This window comes from Exiguobacterium sp. s138 (assembly GCF_018618775.1).
GTDB classification, from domain to species: Bacteria; Bacillota; Bacilli; order Exiguobacteriales; family Exiguobacteriaceae; genus Exiguobacterium_A; species Exiguobacterium_A artemiae.
In genome coordinates this window covers 23,117-47,646 of the sequence record NZ_JACSMW010000005.1, presented here as the reverse complement: position 1 = coordinate 47,646, position 24,530 = coordinate 23,117, and the positions used below count along the sequence as shown (strand labels likewise).

General features: G+C 46.8%; 22 protein-coding genes. 1 reads left to right on the top strand and 21 read right to left on the bottom strand.

Annotated features, from left to right (window positions below; all coding sequences use genetic code 11):
* Positions 1-23: 23 nt before the first annotated feature.
* The 10 genes from KNP91_RS11585 to infC all read right to left on the bottom strand — a co-directional run bounded on the left by KNP91_RS11585 (position 24) and on the right by infC (position 9,675).
* Positions 24-716 carry an ABC transporter ATP-binding protein gene (locus KNP91_RS11585; RefSeq protein ID WP_012371050.1) on the bottom strand — a complete coding sequence of 231 codons (693 nt, stop codon included), beginning with the start codon at positions 714-716 and terminating at the stop codon, positions 24-26.
* A 4-nt stretch (positions 717-720) separates the two neighbouring features.
* Entirely contained in the window at positions 721-2,148 is a 1,428-nt protein-coding gene (locus tag KNP91_RS11580) for an ABC transporter permease (RefSeq protein ID WP_012371051.1), read from the bottom strand.
* A gap of 183 nt (positions 2,149-2,331) precedes the next feature.
* Positions 2,332-4,728, bottom strand: a complete 2,397-nt coding sequence (gene pheT, locus KNP91_RS11575) for a phenylalanine--tRNA ligase subunit beta (protein WP_214850162.1) — start codon at positions 4,726-4,728, stop codon at positions 2,332-2,334.
* 12 nt (positions 4,729-4,740) lie between these two features.
* Positions 4,741-5,763 carry a phenylalanine--tRNA ligase subunit alpha gene (gene pheS, locus KNP91_RS11570; RefSeq protein ID WP_012371053.1) on the bottom strand — a complete coding sequence of 341 codons (1,023 nt, stop codon included), beginning with the start codon at positions 5,761-5,763 and terminating at the stop codon, positions 4,741-4,743.
* A gap of 308 nt (positions 5,764-6,071) precedes the next feature.
* On the bottom strand, positions 6,072-6,827 hold the full coding sequence (locus KNP91_RS11565; protein WP_012371054.1) for a TrmH family RNA methyltransferase: 756 nt from the start codon (positions 6,825-6,827) through the stop codon (positions 6,072-6,074).
* A 3-nt stretch (positions 6,828-6,830) separates the two neighbouring features.
* Entirely contained in the window at positions 6,831-7,913 is a 1,083-nt protein-coding gene (locus KNP91_RS11560; protein WP_214850161.1) for a M42 family metallopeptidase, read from the bottom strand.
* Positions 7,914-7,925: 12 nt separating this feature from the next.
* The gene (locus tag KNP91_RS11555) at positions 7,926-8,408 is read right to left on the bottom strand and encodes a dUTP diphosphatase (RefSeq protein ID WP_012371056.1); all 483 of its coding nucleotides are present in this window, start codon (positions 8,406-8,408) and stop codon (positions 7,926-7,928) included.
* 117 nt (positions 8,409-8,525) lie between these two features.
* Positions 8,526-8,885 carry a 50S ribosomal protein L20 gene (gene rplT, locus KNP91_RS11550; RefSeq protein ID WP_012371057.1) on the bottom strand — a complete coding sequence of 120 codons (360 nt, stop codon included), beginning with the start codon at positions 8,883-8,885 and terminating at the stop codon, positions 8,526-8,528.
* A gap of 37 nt (positions 8,886-8,922) precedes the next feature.
* Positions 8,923-9,117 carry a 50S ribosomal protein L35 gene (gene rpmI / locus KNP91_RS11545; RefSeq protein WP_012371058.1) on the bottom strand — a complete coding sequence of 65 codons (195 nt, stop codon included), beginning with the start codon at positions 9,115-9,117 and terminating at the stop codon, positions 8,923-8,925.
* Between the two features lie 27 nt (positions 9,118-9,144).
* Entirely contained in the window at positions 9,145-9,675 is a 531-nt protein-coding gene (infC, locus tag KNP91_RS11540) for a translation initiation factor IF-3 (protein WP_012371059.1), read from the bottom strand.
* Positions 9,676-10,108: 433 nt separating this feature from the next.
* Between infC and KNP91_RS11535 the strand changes: the two genes are divergently transcribed.
* Positions 10,109-11,578 carry a catalase gene (locus tag KNP91_RS11535; protein ID WP_214763377.1) on the top strand — a complete coding sequence of 490 codons (1,470 nt, stop codon included), beginning with the start codon at positions 10,109-10,111 and terminating at the stop codon, positions 11,576-11,578.
* 45 nt (positions 11,579-11,623) lie between these two features.
* On the opposite strand, the gene KNP91_RS11530 is transcribed toward KNP91_RS11535, so the two are convergent.
* The 11 genes from KNP91_RS11530 to polA form a co-directional block, all read right to left on the bottom strand.
* A complete protein-coding gene (locus KNP91_RS11530) occupies positions 11,624-12,820 on the bottom strand; it encodes a glycoside hydrolase family protein (protein WP_012371061.1) in 1,197 nt (398 codons plus the stop codon).
* A gap of 110 nt (positions 12,821-12,930) precedes the next feature.
* Positions 12,931-14,871 carry a threonine--tRNA ligase gene (gene thrS / locus KNP91_RS11525; RefSeq protein ID WP_012371062.1) on the bottom strand — a complete coding sequence of 647 codons (1,941 nt, stop codon included), beginning with the start codon at positions 14,869-14,871 and terminating at the stop codon, positions 12,931-12,933.
* 321 nt (positions 14,872-15,192) lie between these two features.
* Positions 15,193-16,110, bottom strand: a complete 918-nt coding sequence (gene dnaI, locus KNP91_RS11520; protein WP_012371063.1) for a primosomal protein DnaI — start codon at positions 16,108-16,110, stop codon at positions 15,193-15,195.
* A gap of 12 nt (positions 16,111-16,122) precedes the next feature.
* Positions 16,123-17,478: a replication initiation and membrane attachment family protein gene (locus KNP91_RS11515; RefSeq protein WP_012371064.1), complete on the bottom strand. Its 1,356-nt coding sequence runs from the start codon at positions 17,476-17,478 to the stop codon at positions 16,123-16,125.
* Positions 17,479-17,545: 67 nt separating this feature from the next.
* Complete coding sequence (gene nrdR / locus KNP91_RS11510) at positions 17,546-18,028, bottom strand: transcriptional regulator NrdR (protein ID WP_114595266.1); 483 nt, start codon at positions 18,026-18,028, stop codon at positions 17,546-17,548.
* A gap of 13 nt (positions 18,029-18,041) precedes the next feature.
* The gene (locus KNP91_RS11505; protein ID WP_214763375.1) at positions 18,042-18,410 is read right to left on the bottom strand and encodes a hypothetical protein; all 369 of its coding nucleotides are present in this window, start codon (positions 18,408-18,410) and stop codon (positions 18,042-18,044) included.
* Between the two features lie 106 nt (positions 18,411-18,516).
* The gene (gene speD, locus KNP91_RS11500; protein WP_012371067.1) at positions 18,517-18,903 is read right to left on the bottom strand and encodes an adenosylmethionine decarboxylase; all 387 of its coding nucleotides are present in this window, start codon (positions 18,901-18,903) and stop codon (positions 18,517-18,519) included.
* A 258-nt stretch (positions 18,904-19,161) separates the two neighbouring features.
* A complete protein-coding gene (locus KNP91_RS11495) occupies positions 19,162-20,205 on the bottom strand; it encodes a glyceraldehyde-3-phosphate dehydrogenase (protein WP_012371068.1) in 1,044 nt (347 codons plus the stop codon).
* A 175-nt stretch (positions 20,206-20,380) separates the two neighbouring features.
* On the bottom strand, positions 20,381-20,968 hold the full coding sequence (gene coaE / locus KNP91_RS11490) for a dephospho-CoA kinase (protein WP_214763332.1): 588 nt from the start codon (positions 20,966-20,968) through the stop codon (positions 20,381-20,383).
* Entirely contained in the window at positions 20,965-21,795 is an 831-nt protein-coding gene (gene mutM / locus KNP91_RS11485) for a DNA-formamidopyrimidine glycosylase (protein ID WP_214850158.1), read from the bottom strand. The genes coaE and mutM overlap by 4 nt, the downstream gene beginning before the upstream one ends.
* 24 nt (positions 21,796-21,819) lie before the next feature.
* The gene (polA, locus tag KNP91_RS11480) at positions 21,820-24,417 is read right to left on the bottom strand and encodes a DNA polymerase I (protein ID WP_214850155.1); all 2,598 of its coding nucleotides are present in this window, start codon (positions 24,415-24,417) and stop codon (positions 21,820-21,822) included.
* Between the last annotated feature and the right edge of the window lie 113 nt (positions 24,418-24,530).

The window sequence follows — 24,530 nt, the reverse complement described above, 5'->3', positions numbered from 1 at the left end:
TATTCTGTCTCCCGGAATAATGGTCATACCGTCTGAGGCTCGGCATTTGTTCTGATTCGGAAGTGTTGTTGTTTCAATTCGATGATATGATCTGCTGCACGGGCAACTTCCGCTGAATGTGTCACGGTAATAATACAACGATTCGATTCATGTGCAAGTCGTTTAAACAGTTCAATGATATCGGCAGCTGTTTTTTCATCCAGAGCACCGGTCGGCTCATCTGCCAAAATGATCGGCGCCTCCGTTGCCAGTGCACGGGCAATAGCTACACGTTGCTGTTGACCGCCACTTAGTTGAAGCACTTTTTTCTCGGCATGTGTTTCATCTAGTCCGACTTGAGCGAGCAGATCTAAAGCGTGACTTCTTTTCGATTTGACCTTTCTCCCACTCAATTCCAGCGCCACGATAATATTGTCAATCGCATTCAGATATGTCAGTAAATTAAAGGCTTGAAATACGGTTGCAGCATGACGTGAGCGGTATCTTGTTAAACCAATTTTTCGCAAGTCTCGTCCATCATACTCAATTTGTCCTTCGGTAGGTGAATCGAGACCACTCAGCAAACTGAGTGCAGTCGTTTTCCCAGATCCCGATTCGCCAAGAACAGCGTAAAAGTGACCGGCTTTAAATTCAATCGATACATTTTTTAAGATATGTTGAATCTTACTTCCCGATGTATAGGCATACGAGACATCATTCATTTTTAAGATAGTCATTGGATTAATCCTCCCGTAACAAAATTTCTTTTGGATTCATACGCAGTAAGGCGACTGATGGGAACAGAACGGACAAGAAGACGATCAAGCTTCCGATCTCCATTACCTGAATTAGTGTCACCCAGTCGATATTAGTCGTCATTTCGGTGATTTGCGGAATACTGTTCAGCATTTGTTGTCCGGGACCGCCCGGACCTCCAAATCCGGTTTGTGTCGCAACCGTACTTGTTGCTTCCGTCACTTCTCGGCTGAGCAGTTGATCTGTCATAAACTGAGAGGTCATGCCGCCTGTTGCATATGTGATCAGGAAAGCAACCGTTGCAACCGCAAACGTCTCAATCAACAATTGTCCCATCAATTTGGAACGTTTTTCACCCATCGCAAGTAAAATCCCCATTTCTTTCCGGCGTTCACGAACAGACAATAAAATCAACAACGCTAAAATCAATCCCCCTGCAATGCTGACGAGATATACAACCGATTTAGAAAACGAAGCAACCTGTTCGATTGGTCCGACCATCTTTTGATAAGCCGCATCATTAGCATCAAGCATATACGTATCCCAGTCCAAATCACTTGCTGCAAGTTGCGCTTCTTTTTTAAAGGTCGCAATCGTTGCCGGATCTTTTAATGTATACACAACACTCGATACACTGACTTCTCCATCTTCTGTCGCAAAATCAGCTAACGTATCATTCGAGACATACATCTGGTTCATCGGATCCATGAAACCGGCGGCCTGGAAACCAGCATCGGATGTCGCTTCCGTCGATGACGACAGACCGATAATCGTCAATTTTTGAGATTGTTTTGTAGTCGTTGCTTTTAATTTAATCGTATCCCCGACCTTTAAATCGTTTTCTGATGCTAAGTTTTCATCAATGACGACACTGTTTTCAGGTGAATCGGTGGTCAACGCTTCCCCCTCGACTACTGTTAAGGTCCCTTCCGTGTAGGCATTTATCAGTTCCATACTCGTGACACCGTTCAGGGAAAAGTCAGGTGTTGTCATCCCTTCCGGCATCTCCATCGTACCAGGACCTTTTTGTTCGGAATCAGACGTTTCCGTCGATTCACTGGTTACTGGATCGACACTACTGGAAGTGGCGGTTGCTTGTGATAAGTAATTGACAGATTTGACTTCGCTGAGATTAGCAACCGCTTCAATCTCTTTCAGACTAATCGCCTGTTGTTCAGGTCGTCCCCGTTCTCCGGATGCTTGTCGTTCCTGCATCTGTTTTTGTCGGTCGACTTGAAGGGTGACGGTCGCTCCGAGTTCTTTTCGTGCTTCTTCCCCTGCATTTTTTGCAGCTTCCTGGATGGCAAATCCGGATAGCACAAGTGACCCAATCACTGTCAAGATGATCAGCATGATCAGCGTCTTTCCTTTTCGTGCAATAATACTTTTTCCTGCCCGTTTTAAAAAATTCATATATAAGCCTCCCTTTTTCTTCTGACTTCATCTTATCGAGCGGACCTGTAGCCAACCTGTAGTCCGACTGTATCTCAAGCGAAGAAAAAAATAGTTTATAGACATATCAAAAAGGGAGCTGGATTTTGATTCATCCAGCTCCCTTTTCCGGGTAATTAATCACTTTTAAAAAGGTATAAACGATTAAGAACGCAATTCGGCTTTAAACGATGATTGAAGGGCTTCAATGACTTGTTGATGAGCTGTCGTGACCTCTTCATCGACGAGTGTCCGTTCTTTATTTTGATAACGGAGCGAGAAGGCAAACGACTTCTGATCCGCTCCAACATTATCACCGGTATAGACATCAAACAGTTCCACTTGCTTCAATAATGGTCCTGCAGCTTGCATGATGACGGCTTCGACTTCGCACGCAGATACAGAACGGTCGAGAACAATCGCGACGTCACGCGTCATTGACGGGAAACGTGAAATTTCCTGATAGACACGGGCTACTTTAGAGTGCAGTGCCATCGCATCGAGTTCGAAGACATAGACTTCCTTCAGACCGTATTCTTCTTTCGATAAGCCGGGGTGAACTTGTCCGACAAATCCAATCGCTTCCCCGTCAAGGAGAATTCGTGCCGTCCGGCCCGGGTGCATCGACTGCATTGCTGCCGCTTCATACGTTAACGGCACATCAAGCGCCTCAGCCAGCGTCTCGACGATTCCTTTTATGACAAAGAAGTCCGTTTTGACGTGCGTTCCGTGAACACGATGTTGCTCTGCCAGACCGACCATGATGCCTGCGAGCATTTCCTGTTCAAGCGGTAATGTCTCAAGTGAGGCATCACGTTGCAGATAAACACTTCCGAGTTCGTAGTAGGCAAGATCAGCATGTTGTCGTGCCACATTATGTTGTGCGACTTCCAGCAGTCCCGGAATCAAGGATGTCCGAAGCGTGGAACGGGCTTCACTGATCGGCATCGACAATTTAACCGGATGCAAATCTTGCTGTTCATTGAATTGCATTGCACGTTGCTCACTTGTCAACGAGTACGTGATGGCTTGTGAAAGACCAGCACCTTGAAGAAGCTGACGCATCTTACGACGGTGTTGGTTACGTTTTGGTAAGAAACCGCGGCTTGCTTCGCGCGGCAGGCTCGACGTCAGCGCATCATATCCGTAAAGACGGGCAACCTCTTCCGCTAAATCGGCCGGAATCATCAAGTCTTGACGACGTGTCGGGACACTGACTGTCAATGCATCTGCCGACAATTCGACTTCAAGACCAAGACGCTCGAGCAGATCCTTCATGACCGTTCCTTCGATTTCCATACCAAGGCGGTGATTGATGTACGAAACACTGCCTTCAATCAGATGATCCTCCAGTTGAAGCGTACCGGCTTCAGCCGTTCCGGATAATACTGTACCTCCTGCCAGTTCAGCAATCAGCATCGCGGCCCGGTCCAGCGCTAACACGACACGACGCGGATCGACACCTTTTTCAAAACGTGAGCTCGAATCTGATCGAAGACCGAGAACACGGCTTGTTTTCCGAACCGATGTCGGTGCAAAATAGGCAGACTCAAGGACGATGGACGTCGTCGCAGAATCCACTTCCGTATTCGCGCCCCCCATGACACCGGCAAGCGCCACTGGACGTTCACCGTCTGTGATGACGAGCATCGACGGATCAAGTGTCCGTTCGACTTCATCAAGAGTTTGGAACGTTTCACCGGCTTTTGCCTGGCGAACGACGATTTGTTGCCCCAGTTTGTTGGCATCAAACGCATGCAACGGCTGTCCCGTCTCCAGCAAAACGAAGTTCGTGATGTCGACGACGTTGTTGATCGGGCGGATTCCGTTCGCGATTAGACGATTTTTTAACCAGAGCGGCGATTCCCCGATTGTAATATCGCGAATTTCACGGGCCGCATAAAACGTACAGGCTTCCGAATCCAGTTGAACAGTTACTGCAGTCGACGATGCTGCTTCCGGTACTTCGACAGACGGAAAAACAGGTGTAGTGTTCAAGATGCCGGCTACTTCATGCGCTACACCATACATGCTCAAACAATCAGAACGGTTTGGCGTCAACCCGAGTTCCAGTACTTCATCGTGGAGTCCAAGCAATTCGAGGACATCTTGCCCGGGTGTGACCGGTTGACGGAACGTATGAATGCCGTCCTGTTCATCTTCCCGGATGTACTTCTTCTCGAAACCGAGTTCTTCAAGGGAACAAATCATTCCTTCCGAAACAACACCACGCAGTTTGGCACGCTTGATTTTAATGCCCGGCAGACGGGCTCCGACGCGGGCAACGATGACATCTTGTCCGGCATCGACATTCGGTGCACCGCAAACGATTTGAACCGGCTCTTCTTGTCCGATATCGACTGTCGTGACATTTAATTTATCCGCTTCCGGATGTTTTTCTTTCGTCAGGACACGACCGACGACGATATTGTTCAAGTCAGCGTCCCGAACCTCGACACCTTCGACTTCAATCCCGCTTTTTGTAATCAAGTCAGCCAATTCCTGACCTGTCTTATGACGAACATCAACAAATTCCTGCAACCATTGTTTTGAGACTAACATCTGTTTTCCCCCTTAAAACTGTTCGCTGAAGCGAACGTCATTCGTATAGAAGTGGCGAATATCATCAACACCATATTTCAACATGGCGATTCGTTCAATCCCCATTCCGAAGGCGAAACCAGACATTTTCGTACTGTCATATTCCGCCATTTCAAGCACGTGAGGGTGAACCATTCCTGCGCCCAAGATTTCAATCCAACCTGTCTGTTTACAGATGTTGCATCCTTTACCGCCACATTTGAAGCACGATACATCGACTTCGACCGATGGTTCCGTGAACGGGAAGAAGCTCGGACGTAACCGGATTTCGCGTGCTTCACCGAACATTTGTTTAACGAATGCTTCAAGTGTTCCTTTTAAGTCTGCCATTGAAATCTCTTCACCGACGACCAGTCCTTCCACCTGCATGAATTGGTGCGAGTGTGTCGCATCATCTTCGTCTCGGCGGTACACTTTTCCGGGACAAAGAATCCGGATCGGTTCACCTTTTGAAGCGAGCATCGTCCGGGCTTGTACCGGTGAAGTATGCGTCCGCATCAAAATCTCATCCGTGATGTAAAACGAATCCTGCATATCGCGGGCCGGGTGATCTTTCGGTAAGTTCAACATTTCGAAGTTGAACAGATCCTGTTCGACTTCCGGACCTTCGGCAATCGTATAACCGAGACCGACAAAGATATCTTCGATTTCATCTGTCACTTGTTGCAGTAAATGGGCTTGACCGACCTGTTTCGGACGACCGGGAAGGGTCACATCAATCGCTTCAAGTGCTAATTTTGCGTCCATTTCCTGTTGTTTGACATCAACAAGACGCTGTTCGAGTTCAGTTTGAATGACACTGCGGACGGCATTCGCAATTTCTCCGACGACTGGTCGTTCTTCAGCTGAAAGTTTTCCCATTCCCCGAAGCACTTCTGTAATCGGTCCCTTTTTCCCAAGGTATTTTACCCGGACATCGTTTAATTCTTTTTGTGTACTTGCTTGATTAACGAGTTGCAACGCTTCATCACGTAAAGCTTCTAATTGTTCCCGCATGTTCCTCACTCCTTTTCCAAATAAAAAAATCGTCCCTCCGGCAAATGCCGAAGGGACGATTTAATATAATCGTGGTACCACCCTTGTTCAACTTGAAATTCTCAAGTCCTCAAGCGGCGCGGTAACGGGCGCCTCCCGTCACGATTTCTCGTGCGACTCCGGAGTGAATTCAGCTAGCAGATTCGTAAAAAAGCTCTCAGTCTAAGGCTTTTTCTCCCTGATCGAATCGTTTTCTAACCTACTCTGTTCCATCGTTGTCTAGTTAAATATGATGCTGTAACTCACTTTAGCACGAACGTTCCTTGGATTCAATCAGCCGGAGCAAAATGATACAGTAAAATTCCGGCAGCAACTGCCGCATTTAAAGATTCTGCTTTTCCGCGAATCGGGATGTATGCCCGACCATCACATTGGTCGAGTAACTCTGGAGCAACACCTTGTGCTTCATTTCCGATAATCAGACCGATTGCCCCAAGGTTCTCAACGTCTGTGTACGGTTGAGCGCCACGTAAGGCAGTCCCTAAAATGAAGACTCCAAGCTCATGTAAGTCTTGAATGGCTTCTTCAAGTGACATCATGATGACAGGTAAGTGGAAAATCGAACCTTGTGTCGCCCGAAGGACTTTACTGTTATAGACATCCACTGTCCCATGACCAATGATGACACCGTCAAAACCGGCAGCATCCGCTGTCCGAATCATCGTTCCGACATTTCCCGGATCCTGGAGACGATCGAGTAAAAGATAACGCCCGCGTTCCAAACGTTCTGTCTGCTGTTTCATTTCACAGACAGCAAAAATACCTTGTGTCGTTTCTGTCTCAGAAAGTACTTTTGCGACGGATTCATCAATCGTGATCAAATCAGCGGCATTCTTTTTCCAAGAACCCGGTACTTGAACGTCCTCGCGCACGATCAATTCTTTAATGATTCCGGCACGAACGGCTTCTTCCACTAAATGTTCCCCTTCAATCAGGAAACGTTTTGTTTGCAAGCGTCCTTTTTTAGTCAGTAATTTCTTCCATTGTTTAACGATTTCGTTTTTTGGAGATGAAATGTGTTTCATGGTTTACCCCTCGTAAATCGCTTGGACCGTCTCTGCATCTAAACGTTTTGTCACCGCGACAATCAAGTCGACGGCAGCTTCGAAATCTGCTTTATGCATGATTGAAACGTTTGTATGCAGGTAGCGGATCGGAACAGTCAAGGCAAGTGAAGGAACACCCGTATGAGACAGGTGGAACTTCGCTGCATCTGTTCCGCCACCCGGTGTCAGATCCAATTGATATTTAATGTTTTCTTCTTTAGCAACCGTTGTTACAAAATCAATCAATCCGCGATGCGCAATCATCGTCGCATCAAACAGGATGACTTGAACGCCTTCTCCAAGTTTGGATAAGGCTTCACGATCCGTCATACCTGGTGTATCACCCGGAATTCCTGTATCGACTGCAAAAGCAATCGTCGGGCGAAGCAGATTTGCAATCGTCTGCGCTCCGCGTAAACCGACTTCTTCCTGTACCGTAGCACCGGCAAAAATCGTATTCGGGTGACCCTCTTCTTTTAATCGTTTGATCGCTTCGATTGCAATGGCGCAACCGATACGGTTATCCCACGCTTTTGCCATCAGGAAATTATCATTTTTCATCACAGTAAATTCGCAATGCGGAACAACCGTATCTCCCGGTCGGATTCCCCACCCTTCCACTTCTTCTTTCGAAGTGGCACCGATATCGATGAACATCTCTTTGATATCGACTGGTTTATTGCGCGCTTCCGGTGGTAAAACATGAGGCGGTTTCGCACCGATGACACCTGGAATGACTTCACCAGATGATGTGACAATATTCATACGCTGTGCAAGGAGAACCTGTCCCCACCATCCACCGAGTGGCTGGAAGCGAAGGAATCCTTTCTCATCAATCTTCGTGACCATGAATCCGACCTCGTCCATATGCCCGGCAATCAAAATCCGTGGTGCATCTTCTCCCGCTCCTTGACGTTCGGCAAATAAACTGCCTAATCCATCTTGATGGAAGTTTTCTGCATGAGGTTCAAGATATTCGCGCATTAATTGACGTACTTCTTTCTCATTTCCGGGAACACCCGTTGCGTCCGTAAGACGTTTCAGCATATGTAATTGTTCATTCATCTGATTTCCTCCTCAGTAACCGTTGTCTTGGCGAACGTGATTCGCCTCGTTTTTTGCGACATAAGCTTTGAAAATCATTTCTTGTGTAAAACCAAGTGTAGCACCTAATGCGAGATAAGCACCAATTAGAACGTCATAACTTTGTTCGGTCCGCGAAATCGCAAACACGTTTGTCTTATTATAGACATCCAAAAACGCATCTGTCGCTGTCAGATAGTAATCCCCTTCGACAAAGTCGTTTTTACGATAGTCTAAAGAAAGTCCTAAAGAAAGTAGAAAATGGACACCGTCGACGTACTCTTCGAGAATCGTAACTTGAGCCGATGGTCCTTTTGTCGACCAGAATTTAAAACAACGCGTTTCGTTCGCAAGTTCACCAAGCTCCACTAATAGCGCCAGCAAACGTTCATCAAATTGATTTCCCGTCAAATTATGTTCTGACTGAATCCGTTTATCCAATTGTTCCTGCATTTCAAAAAGTGTCAACCAGTCCATCTTAATTCTCCTTTTAATCTAAAAAAATTGCCCCAGCCCATAAAAATGCGCTTTTTTATTTTACCATGAATCCAAAAAAAACGTCGGAGAATTAAATTCCCCGACGAATTGTAGAACTTAAGCGTTCAATTTTGCTTTTGCTGTATCAGCAAGTGAAGCAAATGCAGTTGCATCTGTAACTGCGAGGTCAGCGAGCATCTTACGGTTAACGTCGATACCTGCTAATTTAAGACCATGCATCATGCGGCTGTAAGAAAGACCGTTGATACGTGCAGCCGCATTGATCCGAGTGATCCAGAGGCGACGGAAGTCACGTTTCTTTTGACGACGGTCACGGTAAGCATACATGAGAGATTTCATGACCTGCTGTTTTGCAACCTTGAAGAGTGTATGTTTCGAGCCGTAGTAGCCCTTAGCTAATTTGAGTTGTTTTTTACGACGTTGACGAGTCGTATATCCGCCTTTTACGCGTGGCATATAAATTCCCTCCTAAATCTGTGTACGATTGGGTAAATTACTTAGCGATCATGTGACGGATACGTTTAAAGTCACCCGATGATACCATGCTAGCTTTACGTAATTTACGTTTTGCTTTAGTTGATTTGTTACCGAATAAGTGGCTTGTGTAAGCACGACCACGTTTCAATTTACCAGAAGCAGTACGTTTGAAACGCTTAGAAGCACCGCGGTGCGATTTCATTTTAGGCATGAGAGATTCCCTCCTACTTCGATTCGATTAGTCTTCTTTCTTTGGAGCAAGCACTAGGAACATGCTGCGTCCTTCCATCTTCGGTCTCTGTTCAATGACACCGAACTCGCTTAATTCTGTAGCGAGACGTTCGAGGACACGTCTACCGATTTCTGAGTGAGTGATGGCACGTCCGCGGAAACGAATACTCGCTTTCACTTTGTTGCCGTTCTCCAAGAATTTCTTCGCATTACGGAATTTCGTTTGAAAGTCATTCTCCTCGATCGTCGGGCTGAGACGGACTTCTTTCATCTGAATCACTTTCTGATTCTTCCGAGTTTCTTTGTCCTTTTTTTGCAACTCAAAACGGTATTTACCGTAGTCCATGATTTTACATACAGGCGGTGTCGCTTGTGGTGCGACCATGACGAGGTCAAGGTCAGCTTCCTCAGCAAGACGTAACGCTTCCGTACGTGATTGGACTCCAAGTTGAGCGCCATCCGCTCCGATAAGACGAACTTCTCGAGCGCGAATGCCTTCATTGATTAACAGATCTTTGCTAATGGTTAGCACCTCCATCGTGCAGAGCACGAAAAATGAATGATATAAAACGCTATAAAAAAAGCGTCGGCAGTTTTTCCCGCCCACACTCATAAAGTATACAATAGTCAGAGAACACTCTACTATCACATATCATCATGATGGACCAGCATAGCTTGCTATACGTGGTGAGAAGCGGGATGCTTCTGCTTTGTTGTCATTTCACTTTGCTATCATAGCACTTGTTTTCCCTCGATGTCAAGCCGCTATATCTGTTCGGTTAGAACGTTGCTCAGATACTTGATTATAATAGCAATCCTCTGTCCGTTTAGCAAGAAGTTTCTAAGTTTGTTCGTCTGGATAAATAAAAAAAGTCAAAACAAGTTTTCAGAATTTGCAGAGCATTATTCTTTATTTAGAATAATTATTGTTTTATAATCAATGTAATCTTATACATAAGGGGGAGTTATTAATGAGTAAAAAACGATTAACCACAAACCAGGGTGTCCCGATTGGTGACAATCAGAATTCACGTACGGCCGGTCGTCGCGGTCCAACACTGCTTGAAGACTATCAACTGATTGAGAAAATGGCCCATTTCGACCGGGAACGTGTTCCTGAGCGTGTTGTACACGCCCGTGGTTTTGGTGCACACGGCGTCTTCACGGTAAAAAATTCGATGAAGAAATATACAAAAGCGGCATTCCTTCAAAACGAAGGGACCGAGGTTCCTGTATTCGCCCGTTTCTCAACCGTTATTCACGGTACACATTCTCCTGAAACGTTACGTGATCCACGTGGCTTCTCGGTTAAGTTCTATACAGAAGAAGGAAACTGGGATTTCGTCGGAAACAACTTACCGGTCTTCTTTATTCGCGATTCGATGAAGTTCCCGGATATGGTCCACTCGCTGAAACCGGATCCACGCACGAATATTCAAGACCCTGACCGCTACTGGGACTTCATGACATTACGCCCGGAATCGACAAATATGTTGATGCACCTCTTTACGGATGAGGGAATTCCGGCAAGCTACCGTAAAATGCGCGGTTCGTCCGTCCATGCTTTTAAATGGGTGAACGCTCACGGCAATACGGTTTATGTCAAGTTACGTTGGGTGCCAAAAGTCGGTGTTCATAACCTGTCAGCAGATGAAGCGACAGAGATTCAAGGAAAAGACTTTAACCATGCATCAAACGACACGTATCAGGCGATTGAAGACGGAGAATTCCCGGAGTGGGATCTGTTCGTCCAAGTTCTTGATCCGGCTGATGTCGACAACTTCGACTTCGATCCACTCGATGCAACAAAAGATTGGTTTGAAGATGTCATCCCGTTCCAACACGTCGGAACGATGGTATTAAACAAAAACGTCGACAACTACTTTGCTGAAACGGAATCGGTCGGCTTTAACCCGGGTGTACTGATCCCAGGCATGTTGCCGTCAGAAGATAAATTGCTCCAAGGGCGTCTCTTCTCGTATTCCGATACACAGCGTTACCGTATCGGAACGAACTATCAACAGTTGCCGATTAACTGCCCGTTCGCTCAGGTCAACAACTATCAACGTGACGGTGCAATGCCGGTCGGACAACAAACAAGCCCGGTCAACTACGAACCAAACCGTTACCAGGACGAGCCGAAACAAACGCCGGAATACACGGAAGAAAACCAGCCGTTGTATGATGACATTCACGGTCGTCTTGAAATCGAAAAAACAAATAACTTCGGTCAAGCCGGTGAAGTGTACCGTCGTATGACAGAAGAAGAACAAACGGCACTCCTGAACAATTTAGTGGATGACTTAAAACAAGTCCGCCATGAAAACACTGTCTTGCTTGCCATCTGTAACTTCTACCGTGCGGACGAATCGCTCGGCAAGAAATTATCAGAAGCGTTACAAGTCGATATCCAACCGTTCTTGCAACAGATGCAAAAATAATCTTTTCTATAAAAAAAGTCTATTCCGCAAAGGAATAGGCTTTTTTTAAGGAATAAAATTAAAGCGTTCTGATGTTTCCGCCGAGTAGACACCTAGCTTGGAAAACAATACGACTTGATTTACCGTTGCTTGATTCACTTCATTCTGACGGAAGCTCAGTTTTTCTTTATCTGTGAATCGATTGTAGAGCGGCTTGAATCCATAGTTGACGTGAGGCTGGAATTGAATTGCCCGGTCGACCTTTTCCAGTCGATTATGTTTAATGCTCCCACCGACTACTCCACGTCCTAAAATAGCAATCGCTTTCCCGTCTGCCCGATGTACGTTTCGAATCGTATTGTATTGAATGACGGGTTGGTTCCAGTTCATCATTGAAATCGCATAGTCTTTTGTCCCGTCAATTACATTATTCAAAATGCGCACAGCCGTATGCGGACGATCTTGAGAGTATTGATGTGTTCCGATTGCGACATTGATATTAGTGAAGTCATTGTTTCGAATCGTAATATCATGGTTTGGTGTCCGGTCTTGGGCTGACCATTTCCACTGGAATCCCTTTGTGACCGGATCCGGCGTATCAAGGTTAATCGATTCATTTGGTCCTGTCCCAGCAATCATCTTGGCATCGACAAAATGCATGTTTTCAATGAGAGCTGTTTTGGTCGCATCCAGTTCAATCGCATGTGATCCTTGCTGATGACGAATCGTAATTCCTCCAAGATACAGATTTTCATTATGTGCGATGGCGAAAGCCGAACCACGCGGAAAATAATTTAAATCGATTTGAGCATTTCCCTGCCCGATGATTTTAATATTTTTGGACCCGCTGTATGTCCCGACTGTTTTATTCAATCGTAAAACGGATGGCGGTACCAAATCAAAGATACTCGTCGTCGCTTGAAGTTTTGGTGTGCCGGTCTCATTCGTCTTTTTGATGATGACGCCATCCTCTAAAATGATGGTTGTATTGGAAGGAACGCCGACACGTAACGGAGATTGATACATCCCTTTCGACAAGACCAATGTTCCTCCGCCTTCCGCTTCAATTTTTTCAAGATATGACCGGAGTGTGTAATGATTTCTAGTTTGGGCATTATATGTGGAGTAAGCGCGAAGTACAGGATCGATCGGTTCTGTCTGCGGCGTAATCCGGTAACTTTTCATACTGACTGCATGTTCCGTATCAGGCAGGAGCAGAAAAGCAACAATCAGACATACTGCAAGCATCATTCTTGTTTTCATTCTTTCGTCTCCCTTCTCTGTTCCTATTATCGGTACTTCCATACAAAATCTGTAGAAGACACAAAAAGAGGATGGCTGTCAGCCATCCTCTTTTTACTGGTAAGACATGCTTATTTTGAACGGTTCGCGATTTCTTGTTCCAAATCGCTGACGAACTGTTCGAGTGATGCGTTACTTGAATCTTTTGAACCGTAACGGCGGATATTGACTTCGCGCGCTTCAATTTCTTTGTCGCCGAGGACCAACATGACCGGTACTTTATTGACTTGTGCTTCACGGATCCGGTAACCGAGTTTTTCATCACGGAAGTCCGTTTCGACACGAATTCCTTTTTTCAAAAGCATCGTTTTGATTTCACGTGCGTAGTCTTCATGTACGCTTGAAACCGGAATCAACTTGACTTGAACCGGTGCGAGCCACGTCGGGAACGCTCCTTTGTACTCTTCGATCAAGTAAGCGACAAATCGTTCCATTGTCGAGACGACACCACGGTGCAAGACGACAGGACGGTGATCTTGTCCGTCGTTTCCTTTGTATGTCAGCTCAAAGCGTTCAGGCAAGAGGAAGTCGAGTTGAACGGTCGACAGCGTTTCATCTTTACCAAGCGCTGTGCGGACTTGTACGTCAAGCTTTGGTCCGTAGAATGCAGCTTCGCCTTCCGCTTCAAAGTACGGCAGCTCGAGCTCATCCATTGTCTCTTTCAACTCACGTTGCGCCATTTCCCAAATCGCATCGTTGTCGAAGTATTTTTCTTTATCCGCCGGATCACGATACGAAAGACGGAATTTATAGTCCGTGATACCAAAGTCGGCATACACTTCTTGAATCAAGTGAACGATGGCTTTAAATTCTTCCTTCATCTGATCTGGACGAACAAACGTATGACCGTCGTTTAAGACCATGTAACGGACACGCTGAAGACCTGTTAACGCACCCGACATCTCATACCGGTGCATACCACCGAGTTCTGCGACGCGGAGCGGTAAGTCACGGTACGACCGCGGTTCATTTTTATAAATCATCATATGGTGCGGACAGTTCATCGGACGGAGAACCAACTCTTCATTGTCCATTTCCATTTTCGGGAACATATCATCTTGATAGTGATCCCAGTGTCCTGATGTTTTGTACAGTTCAACAGAACCAAGAACCGGCGTATAGACGTGCTCGTATCCGAGTTCAAGTTCTTTATCGACGATATAACGCTCGACCGTCCGGCGGATGGCCGCTCCTTTTGGTAACCACATCGGCAGACCTTGTCCGACATCTTGGGATGTGAAGAACAAGTCGAGTTCTTTCCCGAGTTTCCGGTGATCGCGCTCTTTGGCTTCCGCCAAGAAGTGCAGGTGTTGTTTTAACTGATCTTTGTTTGCCCATGCTGTTCCGTAAATCCGTTGCAACATCTTGTTTTTTGAATCACCGCGCCAGTAAGCACCGGCGATGCTCATCAGTTTAAAGACTTGGAGTTTCGCTGTCGCCGGTACGTGCGGTCCGCGGCATAAGTCGAAGAACTCGCCTTGACGGTAGAACGTTAAATCCTGATCGGCAGGAATCGATTCAATCAATTCGATTTTGAGCGGATCGTTTAATTCCTGATAAACAGCTAATGCTTCATCGCGTGAAACGACTTCCCGTTCGATCGGTAAGTTTTCACCGGCAATCTTATTCATCATCTTTTCGATTTCCGGCAGGTCTTCCTCTGTCAGACGACGCTCCATATCAATGTCGTAGTAAAACCCGTTTTCGATCGTCGGTCCGATTCCGAGATGAATCGTCTCGTCCGGGTACAGACGTTTAATCGCTTGTGCCATCAAGTGGGCAGATGAGTGACGGATTAAATCCAGTCCTTCTTCCGAATCCGGCATGACGAGTTCAATTGAACCGTCTTCCTCAATTGGACGACGATAATCGATGACTTGACCGTTTAATTTTGCGGCAAACGCTTTTTTCCGTAATCCCGGGCTGATTGAAGCGGCGACTTCTTCAGCTGTCGTTCCGGCTGTAAATTCTTTTACTGCACCATCTGGAAATGTAAGAGCAATGTTTGACATGACTGCTTCCCCCTATAAATTAAAATAAAAAAGACCCATCCCTCAAAAAGGGACGAGTCTCAATCTCGTGGTACCACCCTCGTTCCCGAACATGTTTCCATGCACCGGCTCGAACACGCGCTAACGGGCGTGACGCGCAAGCGGATTATCCCCGCCTGAGCTATGAGGGAGTAAAGAAATGACGGATTCCATGAGAAGCTTTCACCATCCTTCTCTCGCTTGTTTGGTCCCTGTTCATTTTTCATATCCTCAATCGTAGCTGACATCTATACAGATTGTGTCCTTAGTATAGCCAAAGTCGAACTTCTTTGACAAGAGAAATTAATACCGGCGTCGGTTTTCGCCTAAAAACTCAACCGGATTCGTCGTCGTCCGGATCCGCTCCATCAGACGCATGGCTTTCAGTTTGTCTCCCTGGTCATTCGTAATCCCGAAATGCAGCTCCAGTTCGTCGTACGACAGGTTGGAACTGAACAGGGTCGGCAAACGATGCATCATCCGGTACTGCAGGATGATGCCGAATAATTCGTCACGGACCCATGGACTGATCGACTCTGCTCCGATGTCGTCAATCAACAAAACCGGGACGGTCTGAAAACTTTCCAAAAACGTATCGAAACTATCCGACCGGATCCGCCGCTTCGCTTCCGAGACGAAACCGGGTGCGTGAACCAAAATCGTCGCAACCCGTTCCTTTTTCAACGCATTACCGATCGCTGCGAGCAGATACGTTTTCCCGACACCAAAACTGCCGTGCAGGTACAATCCTTTGACTTGTTGTTTGGAACGGACTGTATTTAAAAACTGTGAAGCGGCACGTAAAGCGAGCTTTCGGTCCGTCGTCGTTAAATCAAAGTCACTGAAGTTCGCATCCCGGACTTCATCCGGTAAGAAGAGACTTTTAAATTTCTTTTCGAGAGCCCGCTCGTTCTCACGGTCCCGTAACGCTTGGGTTTTTTCATAAGCGACCATGATCTGGCCTTTTTCTAAGTGCAGGACAGGCTGATAACCTTCGATGACGGCTTTCTTTTCAATGATTTGATTTCCGTTCATCTGTTCCGCATACTCGTTTAGTTTCAGCATGCCGCGTTCAATCATCCGTTGATCGATTTCAGGATGTGTCCGCAAAAACATGATGACTCCCGGGTGTGACAAGACACGCTGATGAATGGCCCGAACTGATTCTGCCACGTCCGGCCGGTTTAAAATCTTTTCAATCGATGATTGGATATGTTCCATCTCACTACTCCTTTATTTGCCTTTGAGTTCCCGCAGAATCCGTTCCATTTCTTCATCATCCGGCACCTCAGCTTCAAAATCGGCTTTTTTTGTCGCTTCATATTGCTGCTGTTTTTCTTTTTCTTCCTGCAACCATTTCGGATTTGGTCCGGTCGCATTGGAACGGCCTCTTCGTCCTCCGACGGTCTGCCGCGAACGTTCCTGTTTTTGATCCTGTTTTTTTGAAATCAGTTCGTCTTGCTCTTTCGTTTTGGCCAACGCTTCGGCTGCCGTTACGTATCCTTTTTGTTTCCAGTCATCGACGATCGACAACAGGAAGTTTTTACTGAAACGGTTATCCTTTTTAATGACCAACGCATAATAATAAGCGGCGTTGACGATTCCGGACGACATTTCATAGTCGATAATCAATTGCTGAATCAACTCTTCATCACGTTCCGACAACGCTTTAACTTTTCTTAACTTCGCGACGTAATGCTTCGGATGGGTTCCTTCCATCGTCTCGGTTTCACTGAGTTCCCCGACTTCCACCTCTTCGAGAACCGCAACTTTGGCTTTCTTTTCCCGACTGAGCTTTTGCTTCGCCGATAACATCATCTGTTTACATCGTTCCTGCTTTTCACTGTCTGTCATCGGCAGATAGGCTTCATGACGGAAACGGGCGTTCAGGAGTTCTGCCATGAGTGCTTCATTTGATTGTGTGACGTAAGCGAGTTTCAACAGCAGATGATCAATCGATTTCGTATAAAAGCTCCGCGGCAGGAAGCGATCGGTTTGACGTTTCATTTCTTCAAGGTCAAACGAATAATCAAATTCATAAGCTGCCCGTTCTTGTTTCGCATATGATTTCGGCTGATGGGCGGAGGCGAGTCCCGCCTTGACGTCAAATACTTGATCAAACCGGACGGTCCGGTCGACGACGTTTTTCGGTAACGGGTCGGTCCGGAACCGATTCTGTAAAGCCCGGAAACGAATCTCCCCGACGCGGTAGAAGAGTAAGCTCGACAACACCCCGTCATTTAAAAATGTATTCGGTGCTAACGGTACACGGATTTGATAGACATAGCGGTAAGCGGCCTGTTTTGCTTCAAACGTCCGAATCAAACCGATTCCTTCGAGCTTAAACAGTTCTTCTTTAAATTCATCGACTGAAAATCCGAGCAGCGTTCCGAGTTCTGCATGCGAGATGTATTGTGATTTCGTCTTCCCCGGAATCATCTCACTCCAAAACGTTTGATACAGCCCAAGGGCCTTTACACCGATGATTGGTTGATACAGATAATAAAGCGATTGATACGCTTCCCGGTCGACGACACCATTACTCATGATCAAGCAGAGATCGGTCCCTGACAATTCACGTTCCATCATTTGCTTCATCCCTTCTTTCGTGAGAAAAAGAGAGGGCGCTCTGAACAGTCAGACGACCTCTCCTTCATTAGGTTTGATTTTCCCGTTCGGTGTCTTGATGACGTTCCATCAATTCGGATAATTCTTGGAAAAAGACATTGATGTCTTTAAATTGTTTGTAGACACTGGCGAACCGGACATATGCCACTTCATCGACAGACGCCAGTTCATTCAGCACGAGCCGTCCGACCTGTTCGCTCGGAATTTCATGTTGCGCCGTCGCCCGCAATGTTTTTTCGACCCGGCTGACGACTGTTTCCAATTGTTCGATGGAAATCGGGCGTTTTTCACATGCCCGGACTAATCCGCGCAAGATTTTGTCCCGATTGAATTCATCACGGGTCCCATCTTTTTTGACGATGATGAGCGGGGTTTGTTCGACCATCTCAAATGTCGTAAACCGGTAGCCGCATGATTCACATTCCCGACGTCTGCGAATCGAACCAAAATCTTGCACGGGTCTCGAATCTAATACTTTTGTCCCGTTATAGTTGCAGGCTGGACAACGCATGTCGTACCTCCATTCACGTAATTTCTTTAGTGCCGATCATTTTTAAACGGTAGGTCGAATCAAGATCCTGATAAATCAATTCAATCCATTTTTCTAAGTCCGGACCGAGCAGACCGGACCGGTGCAGGAACAGATCCACCGCCGTGCGACCGGATCCGACCATGATGACCGTCGCAAGACCGTCTAATCCGGGTGCTGTAAAGGCCAGTTCTCCGCGCCCCTGATCAATACGTTTGACCGTTCCCTGCTGTTTCGTGACCGTCGCCTCTAATCCCGTAAACAGCATCTCTACCGTTGCTGCATAGTAATGGGTCCGTAACTTTTCATTTTTATGTGTATCCGACGTTTCCATTTGCTTTTGTAATCGTTCTTTCAGTCCCATTCCGTCATCACCTTTTTCTGTTTTCTTCTACTATTAAGAATAACAGACGTCAGACATATTAAAAAGCCCTCGCCATAAGACGAGAGCTTGTTCATTCGTGTTTTTGTCAGTTAACGTGCTGAACCGTAGCAGCTGGAACTTCAACAGGTCCCATACCACGTGGAATTTCGACATTTTCACGGATTTTCGCATCGAGTCCGTCAGCGATATAATGCGCTGCGATGGCTGGATCGATTCGATCGCCACATGTAAATACATCAACCGATGCATAACCATGCTCTGGGAAACTGTGAATCGTTAAGTGCGATTCAGAAATAATGACGACGCCGCTGACGCCGTGTGGAGCAAACTTGTGGAATGCGACTTCGCGTACTTCCGCACCTGCTTGAAGTGCTGCATCAACAAAAAGTCGTTCTACGTATTCCATGTCGTTCAATTTTTCAGGATTACAATCCCAAAGTTCTGCAATAATGTGTCTTCCCATAGTATCCATTTGTGGATCCCCCCTACATTCAATGGTCTTCAAAGTAGTTGATCACTTACTTTGCGCCTGAGTCGTTCGCACCCACGGGGGAAAGTTAGTCCAGAGAGGTCCTAACCCTTTAAGCTGCGATTGCCAGACCGATTGAAGTTCACGATTTGAATTATAGCGAGTATCAAAAAGATACACAAGGATAAATTTCGAATTTTATTATATTTTCTCGAAGAAAACGCTCTACACGTTGATGTAGAGCGTTTCTTTAACATTATTTTATTTTAACTCCAGTTGTTTCGCTTCGTTTCCAGTCGCTTCAATGTGTGCTCCGACGAGATGAACAAGATCGACGACACGGCAGGAGTAGCCCCACTCGTTATCGTACCAGGCGAGGACTTTGACTTGCCGTCCTCCCATGACCATCGTCGATAGGCCATCGACAACAGTCGACTTCTCTTCCCCGTTAAAATCAATCGAGACGAGCGGTTCCATCGTTAAGCCGAGGATACCGTCAAGCGCTCCGTCCGCTGCCTTAACGAACGCTTCATTAACTTCAGCAACCGTCGTATCACGACTGACCTCGACGACGAGATCGACCAGTGAGACGTTTGGTGTCGGAACACGAAGTGCCAGTCCATTGAGTTTTCCTTCGAGATGCGGCAAGACGAGTGAAATCGCTTTGGCTGCTCCGGTCGAAGTCGGAATGATGGACGATCCGCATGCCCGCGCCCGTCGTAAATCCTTATGCGGATTATCGATATTGTTCTGGTCATTCGTAAAAGCATGAATCGTCGTCACAAGACCTGACTCAATTCCGAATGCCCGGTCGATGACCTGGACGACAGGTGCGAGACAGTTCGTCGTACATGAAGCGTTCGAGACAATCGCATCCGTCTCATGGTCATACATCTCGTCATTGACCCCCATGACGATTGTACGTAAATCCCCTTTTGCCGGAGCTGTAATGACGACTTTTTTTGCACCGGCCGTCAAGTGTTTTTCAGCACCCGTTTTCGAATTAAATTTCCCCGTTGCTTCGACGACGATATCAATCCCCAGTTGTCCCCACGGCAACTGTTCCGGATCACGTTCGCTGACGATTTGAATTTGTCGTCCATTCACCATCAATGCCCCGTCAATGATGTCGACTGGATATGCAAATTTCCCGTGAACCGTGTCATATTTGATGAGGTGTGCCAATGTTTCCACCGGATAACTTGCATTAATCGCGACGACCTCACTTTTCCCTTCAGCGATCAGACGCCGAAATACCATTCGACCAATTCGACCAAACCCGTTAACTGCCACCTTGACTCCCATTTGCGGATCCCCCTTCAATGTGACGGATAATGCTCCGTTTACAGATAGAACTATATCATGAAATGTAAGCGATTTCATTACGTAATCTAAAAAAAGTGAGAGAAGTTGGTAACTTTCTCCCACTTTGAGTCCGAAAACACTTTTGCCGACAGAAAACGGTCACAAGAAAACGGTGTTAGACAGAACGAAGCGTTTTTAACCAGCTATCAATTTGCCGGTATAATGCTTCCCGTGTACTTTCATTGGTCAGAACGTAATCGGCCAATTGCTTTTTCTGTTCGATATCGAGCTGCGAATCCATCCGAGCCTGCGCCTCTTCCGCGGTGAGATGATTTCGTTCCATCAGACGCTGCTTTTGCAATTCGGCAGGACAATAGACGACTACGACTTGATCGACAAGTTGTTTCCAGTCCCCTTCTAGCAATAAAGGGATATCAAAAACGATGATCGATTGTCCGGCCTGTTCCTGTCGATTTGCCATTTCTAACATCTGTTGCCGAATTTTCGGATGCATCAATTCATTCAGGATAGTCCGCTTTTCATTATCGTAAAAAATGATATCGCCAAGCTTTGACCGGACGAGCTCACCGTCGGAAAAAGCAGTCGGAAAAGCCGCTTTGACTTCCTCGTATGCCAATCCACCCGGTTCGATGACCTGCCGGGCGACCAAATCCGCATCGATGACGTCAATCCCTTGTTGGTGTAAATAGGCGGATACCGTACTTTTTCCGGTTGCAATCCCTCCGGTCAGTCCGATTCTCATAAAGCCACCTGTTGACAGGTCGGGCAAAAGTGCGTTCCTCGTCCGCCGACTTTAATTTTTTCGATTGCCGTCCCGCATCTCGGGCAAGGTGCACCGGTTTGACCGTATACAGCAAGCTGTAATTGGAACTCCCCTTTTCCGGTCGGAGACACATAACTGCGAATCGTACTTCCGCCGCTTTCAACGGCTTTGGCGAGTACATCCACACCTGCCGCATGAATCCGGGAGATATCATCAAGCGTCAGTGCCCCGGCTTTCGTTAACGGATGGACCCGGGCGGCAAACAATGTCTCATCGACATAAATATTCCCCAACCCTAAAAAAATCGATTGATCAAGCAGAGCCGTTTTGATTGGACTGCGCTTTTTCCGGATCAGGTTCTCTGCCAAGACTTCAGCCGTAAACGTCGGATCAAACGGCTCACGTTCAAGCTGGGCCAGTGGCGGAACCGACATCGCCGTCTCTTTTTCACGCAACTCCATCGTCCCGAATTTCCGGACATCGTTGTAATGCAGTTCCGAGCCATCTGTAAATCGGAAGATGACATGGGTGTGTTTATCTTTCTCGATTGCCTGCGGATAAGGGAAATACTTCCCTTCCATCCGCAAATGACTGACGAGATAAAATCGATCAAATGTGAACAATAAAAATTTCCCCCGACGCTCCACTCGTTCAATCCGCTCCTGTTTCAAGGCGTCAACAAATGGTGCGACTTCCATTCCCCGAATCATCTTCGGATGAAATACTTTAACGGAAGAAATCGTTTTTCCAGAGACCGTCCGTTCCAAGCTTCGTCTGACGGTCTCGACTTCAGGTAATTCAGGCAACTGTTTTCCTCCTCTGACAACTTGTTATTTGGTTTCATACCATGAATGACCGGCATCGCCGTCGACACGAAGCGGAACGGATAATTGAACCGTCTGTTCCATCGCTTGTTTGACCAGCGTCTTGAGGGCATCCAGTTCTTCATCCGGCGCTTCGAAAATCAGTTCATCGTGTACTTGGAGCAACAGGCGGGCGCGCAACGGTGATTGTTCAAGCGCCGCATGGACATCAAGCATGGCTTTTTTGATGATGTCAGCTGCCGAGCCTTGGATCGGTGTATTGATGGCCGTCCGTTCTGCAAAACCACGCAAGTTAAAGTTTTTCGAATTGATGTCCGGGATGTTCCGGCGACGGTTCATCAACGTCTCGACAAAACCGTTCATCCGCGCCTTCTCGATGGCAGCGTCCATGAACAACTTGATTTGCGGGAACAATTCAAAGTAACGGTCAATGAAGTCCTGTGCCTCTTTGCGGGAGATATTTAAGTTCTGTGACAAACCGTAATCACTGATGCCGTAAATGATTCCGAAGTTGACCGCTTTGGCCTGACGGCGCATATTGCCGGTCACATCATTTGGTGCGACACCAAACACGCTGCTGGCTGTCTGCGTGTGGATATCGGCATCATCCAAGAACGCCTGGACAAGCGTCTTATCTTCCGACATATGGGCCATGACCCGCAATTCGATTTGTGAATAATCGGCAGCGTATAACGACCAGCCCGGTTCGCTCGGAACAAATGCTTTCCGGATTTTTCGTCCTTCCTCGATCCGGACCGGAATGTTTTGCAAGTTCGGGTTAACGGAACTGAGCCGGCCTGTCTGGGCAATGGTCTGCGCAAATCGGGTATGGATTTTTCCGTCTTCTTTAATGACCTTCTGCAAGCCTTCAACATACGTGGATTGCAGTTTTTGAAGCTCCCGGTACAACATGATATGGTCGATGACCGGATGCAGCGGACGGAGTTTTTCCAATACGTCGGCAGCGGTCGAATAACCGGTCTTCGTTTTCTTAAAGGCAGGCAGTTCCATTTTCTCGAACAGAATGACCCCCAGCTGTTTCGGTGAGTTGATATTGAATTCCTCGCCGACTTCCCCGTAAATCAATTGTTCCAAATCGTGCAGACGTCCGGCTAAATCATGTTGCATCTCCTGGAGCGTTCCGACATCGACGCGGATGCCGGTCCATTCCATTTCAGCGAGAACACCCGACAACGGCCGTTCCAGCGTTTCATATAGTTCAAACTGTTGGTTGGCCTTCAGTTCTTCTTTGACTTTCGGGAACAACAGCTCAATCATCCGGGCTTTTTCCGCCAGATATGGATGCAGCACGTCGTCTGCCGGAGCAAGACGTTTCGCCCCCTTCCCTAAGACGGCTTCTTCGTTTGGTGCCATTAGCATATAATGGCCGGCAATCGATGCGAGCGTCGTCCCGCCGCTCAGATTCAATAAATAACCGGCGAGCAGTAAATCATCGAATGCCGTTAATTTCAAACCGTGTTTCCGTAAGGCAAACGCGGCTTGTTTCGCATCCAGACAGATTTTTTGATGATCCGATTCGATCCAGTCACGAAATGCCGGATCATCGACGAGTTCAGCTGAAGCGACGTAAATTTGATCCGGTGTCGCGATACCGAATCCGATGATGTCTTCTTCCATGTAATCTTCACGAAGTTGTTCCACGACGAGAACGGCATCGGTCACATCCTCCGGAAGCGAAGTAATCGTTTGGACATTCAACTGTTCTTTATCCGCTTCTTCGACGACCGGCGCAAACCGGTTCGTCAAAGATTTAAAACCAAGCGACTGGAATAACGAATACGGAACTTGTGTATCGACGTCGCTGATCTGTAAGTCGTCGAGCGTGACATCAAGCGGGACATCGAGTTTGATGGTCGCCAGTTCCTTTGATAACCGTGCCAATTCTTCATTCGCGATCACTTTTTCTTTTTGTTTCCCTTTTAAGTCTTCGACATGCTCATACAAACCTTCGACAGACCCGTAAGCAGAAATCAATTTGATGGCTGTTTTTTCACCGATTCCCGGAACGCCTGGAATGTTATCGGATTTATCCCCCATCAATCCTTTGAGGTCGATCATTTGAATCGGTTTTAATCCGCCGTACGTCTCGGCAAACAGTTCTTCTGTCATACAGAGAACATCGGTGATGCCGCGTTTTGTAATCAACACTTCGACCTGATTCGTCACGAGTTGAAGTAAATCCTTATCTCCCGTCACGATCCGGATTCGATCAGCCGGCATCGTTTGTGCCAATGTACCGATCAGATCATCCGCTTCATAACGGTGCAGTTCCATCATTTGAATGCCTAACGCTTCACAGATGTCCCGCACAATCGGAAACTGTTCCCGAAGCTCAGAAGGCGTCTTTTCCCGACTGCCTTTATATTCCTGATACACGTCATGCCGGAACGTTTCGCTCGAGGCATCAAATGCGACGAGCATGTGTGTCGGCTGTTCCTCTTCAAGTAATTTCAACAGCATCATCGTGAAACCGTAAGCTGCGTTCGTATTGCGTCCCTGCGCATCCGTCATTGGTGGTAACGCAAAAAAAGCACGATACGTCAGTGAGTTTCCATCAATCAATAAAAGTTTGTTTTCCATCATCTACGCCCCTTTGGAAGATTTTCTGTTCTTATTGTATCACTCTACACACATTTGTTCGCTAAAAAAGCAGACAAAAAAGACGACCGGCTAAAAAGCCAGTCGTCCCTGTGTAT

Bases quoted from the DNA above. Each gene is read 5' to 3' on its own strand.
- KNP91_RS11535 (WP_214763377.1), top strand. From the start codon at position 10,109: ATGAGTAAAAAACGATTAACCACAAACCAGGGTGTCCCGATTGGTGAC.
- KNP91_RS11505 (WP_214763375.1), bottom strand. From the start codon at position 18,410: ATGGGACTGAAAGAACGATTACAAAAGCAAATGGAAACGTCGGATACA.
- pheT (WP_214850162.1), bottom strand. From the start codon at position 4,728: ATGTTAGTCTCAAAACAATGGTTGCAGGAATTTGTTGATGTTCGTCAT.
- KNP91_RS11585 (WP_012371050.1), bottom strand. From the start codon at position 716: ATGACTATCTTAAAAATGAATGATGTCTCGTATGCCTATACATCGGGA.
- KNP91_RS11495 (WP_012371068.1), bottom strand. From the start codon at position 20,205: ATGGGAGTCAAGGTGGCAGTTAACGGGTTTGGTCGAATTGGTCGAATG.
- KNP91_RS11555 (WP_012371056.1), bottom strand. From the start codon at position 8,408: ATGGACTGGTTGACACTTTTTGAAATGCAGGAACAATTGGATAAACGG.
- KNP91_RS11560 (WP_214850161.1), bottom strand. From the start codon at position 7,913: ATGAATGAACAATTACATATGCTGAAACGTCTTACGGACGCAACGGGT.
- infC (WP_012371059.1), bottom strand. From the start codon at position 9,675: ATGGAGGTGCTAACCATTAGCAAAGATCTGTTAATCAATGAAGGCATT.
- KNP91_RS11565 (WP_012371054.1), bottom strand. From the start codon at position 6,827: ATGAAACACATTTCATCTCCAAAAAACGAAATCGTTAAACAATGGAAG.
- pheS (WP_012371053.1), bottom strand. From the start codon at position 5,763: ATGCGGGAACAATTAGAAGCTTTACGTGATGAAGCGTTGCAACTCGTT.
- KNP91_RS11530 (WP_012371061.1), bottom strand. From the start codon at position 12,820: ATGAAAACAAGAATGATGCTTGCAGTATGTCTGATTGTTGCTTTTCTG.
- speD (WP_012371067.1), bottom strand. From the start codon at position 18,903: ATGGATACTATGGGAAGACACATTATTGCAGAACTTTGGGATTGTAAT.
- rplT (WP_012371057.1), bottom strand. From the start codon at position 8,885: ATGCCACGCGTAAAAGGCGGATATACGACTCGTCAACGTCGTAAAAAA.
- rpmI (WP_012371058.1), bottom strand. From the start codon at position 9,117: ATGCCTAAAATGAAATCGCACCGCGGTGCTTCTAAGCGTTTCAAACGT.
- coaE (WP_214763332.1), bottom strand. From the start codon at position 20,968: ATGAGAATCGGACTGACCGGAGGGATTGCAACCGGAAAAAGTACGGTA.
- KNP91_RS11515 (WP_012371064.1), bottom strand. From the start codon at position 17,478: ATGATGGAACGTGAATTGTCAGGGACCGATCTCTGCTTGATCATGAGT.
- dnaI (WP_012371063.1), bottom strand. From the start codon at position 16,110: ATGGAACATATCCAATCATCGATTGAAAAGATTTTAAACCGGCCGGAC.
- polA (WP_214850155.1), bottom strand. From the start codon at position 24,417: ATGATGGAAAACAAACTTTTATTGATTGATGGAAACTCACTGACGTAT.
- KNP91_RS11580 (WP_012371051.1), bottom strand. From the start codon at position 2,148: ATGAATTTTTTAAAACGGGCAGGAAAAAGTATTATTGCACGAAAAGGA.
- nrdR (WP_114595266.1), bottom strand. From the start codon at position 18,028: ATGCGTTGTCCAGCCTGCAACTATAACGGGACAAAAGTATTAGATTCG.
- thrS (WP_012371062.1), bottom strand. From the start codon at position 14,871: ATGTCAAACATTGCTCTTACATTTCCAGATGGTGCAGTAAAAGAATTT.